The organism is Kitasatospora sp. NPDC059577, assembly GCF_042735475.1.
Classification (GTDB): Bacteria; Actinomycetota; Actinomycetes; order Streptomycetales; family Streptomycetaceae; genus Kitasatospora.
This window is the reverse complement of sequence record NZ_JBHWBZ010000002.1, coordinates 36,725-38,391: the sequence shown is the minus strand read 5'-3', so window position 1 is coordinate 38,391 and position 1,667 is coordinate 36,725. Positions and strand designations below refer to the sequence as shown.

General features: G+C 78.6%; 2 protein-coding genes. Both read left to right on the top strand.

The window, feature by feature from the left end:
* Window positions 1-252: 252 nt before the first annotated feature.
* A complete protein-coding gene (locus ACFV0O_RS02795; RefSeq protein ID WP_360263916.1) occupies window positions 253-861 on the top strand; it encodes a response regulator transcription factor in 609 nt (202 codons plus the stop codon).
* The gene (locus ACFV0O_RS02790; RefSeq protein ID WP_380335424.1) at window positions 858-1,568 is read left to right on the top strand and encodes a LuxR C-terminal-related transcriptional regulator; all 711 of its coding nucleotides are present in this window, start codon (window positions 858-860) and stop codon (window positions 1,566-1,568) included. The genes ACFV0O_RS02795 and ACFV0O_RS02790 overlap by 4 nt, the downstream gene beginning before the upstream one ends.
* Window positions 1,569-1,667 lie beyond the last annotated feature (99 nt).

Genomic DNA, 1,667 nt, shown 5'->3' with positions numbered 1-1,667 from the left:
TTTTTCATCGCGCGACCCGGGGGGGGCGCCCCCCGCGGGGCGCCGGGGGCGGGGGGGCCCCGCCCCCGGGGGGCCGCGCGGCGTGCGGGCGCCCTCCGGCAGGACGCGGGAACCGTCGGGCCGGGGCGGTGGAGCAGGCGGCCTCGGGCGTGGGCGGAATGCGGGGGCGGATCCCCCATGCGGCTCCAGCCGGGCTCGACCGATGCTCAAGGCCCAGGAGGACTCACCGCGCGTCGATCGAGGAGCCGCTCTATGGGGAACGCCCTGTCCGTCAGCGTAGTCGCACTGGATCCCGTCCTGGAGGCGGGAGCCGCCAGCACCCTGGGCAACAGCCCGGAGGTCGCGCTGGCGCTCCCGAACGAGCCCGCCGGGGTCGCCGTCGTGATCGTCGACCAGGTGGACCGCCGGGCCCTGGACCTGGTCACCACCACCCGCGAGCAGGAACAGCGGCCCGAGGTGGTCCTGGTGGCCACCGAACTGGTCGCCGCCGAGGCCCGCCAGGCCATCACCGCGGGCGTGGCCGGACTGCTGCGCCGCCGCGAGGTGACCACCGACCGCTTGGTGCGCACCGTGCTCACCGCCGCCGGCGGCGACTGCACCATGTCGGCCGACCTGCTCGACGAACTGCTGGAACACCGGGAGGACACCGCCCGGCCGTACGCCGACGGCCCCGGCCTCAGCGACCGCGAGCGCACCGTGCTGCGGCTGGTCGCGGAGGGCCGGGAGACCGAGGAGATCGCCCGGGAACTCTGCTACTCGGTGCGGACCGTGACGACCGTGCTGCGCGACATCACCCAGCGGTTCCGGCTGCGCAACCGCGCCCACGCCGTCGCCTTCGCGCTGCGCGGGGGCCTGCTGTGACCGGCGCGGCGGTCGCGGAGGTGCAGACCGGGCCGTGGAACGGGACACCGGCCGGCCCGGGGTGCCCGCCCCCGCCGGCCGACCGTGCGCCGGCGGGCCACCGGCTGCGCGCGTACCTCCGGGCCACCGACCCCGCCGGGTACGAGGCCCTGGCCGACGCGCTGAGACGGGCCGGCGTGGACGTGCTCGGCAGCCGCCCCGTCGACGGACCACCGGGCGCGGTCACGGTCGCCGTCGGCGGGACGGTCGAGGAGGCCCTCGGCGTCTGCCCACCGTCGGTGCGGTCGGGGGCCGGTCCGGCGGTGCTGCTGGTGGCCGAGCGGTTCACGGCGGGCGGTGTGCTGCGGGCCGTGCGCTCCGGCGCGCGGACCATGCTGCGCGCCACGGACACCGGTCCGCACCGGCTCGCCGCCGCGCTGCGCACCGCGCGGCACGGCGAGGGGATGATCCCGCAGGGTGTGGTGCTGCGACTGTTCCCGGCCGGGGCGGAGGAGTCCGGAGCGCGACGCCCCGGGACGCCGCTGACCGCCCGGCAGTCCCTGGTGCTCGCCCTGGTGGCGGAGGGCCACGACAACGCCGCGATCGCCCGGGCGCTGTCCTGCTCGCAGCACACCGTGAAGAACGCCCTGTACGACCTGATGGCGCGACTGCAGGTCCGCAACCGGGCGCACGCGGTGGCGCACGCCGTCCGGGCGGGGCTGATCTGAGACCGGTCCGGGGGGGGCCCCGCCCCCCGCCCCCCCCCCCCCGCCCCCCCCCGCCCCCCCCCCCCCCCCCCCCCCCCCCCCCCCCCCCCCCCCCCCCCC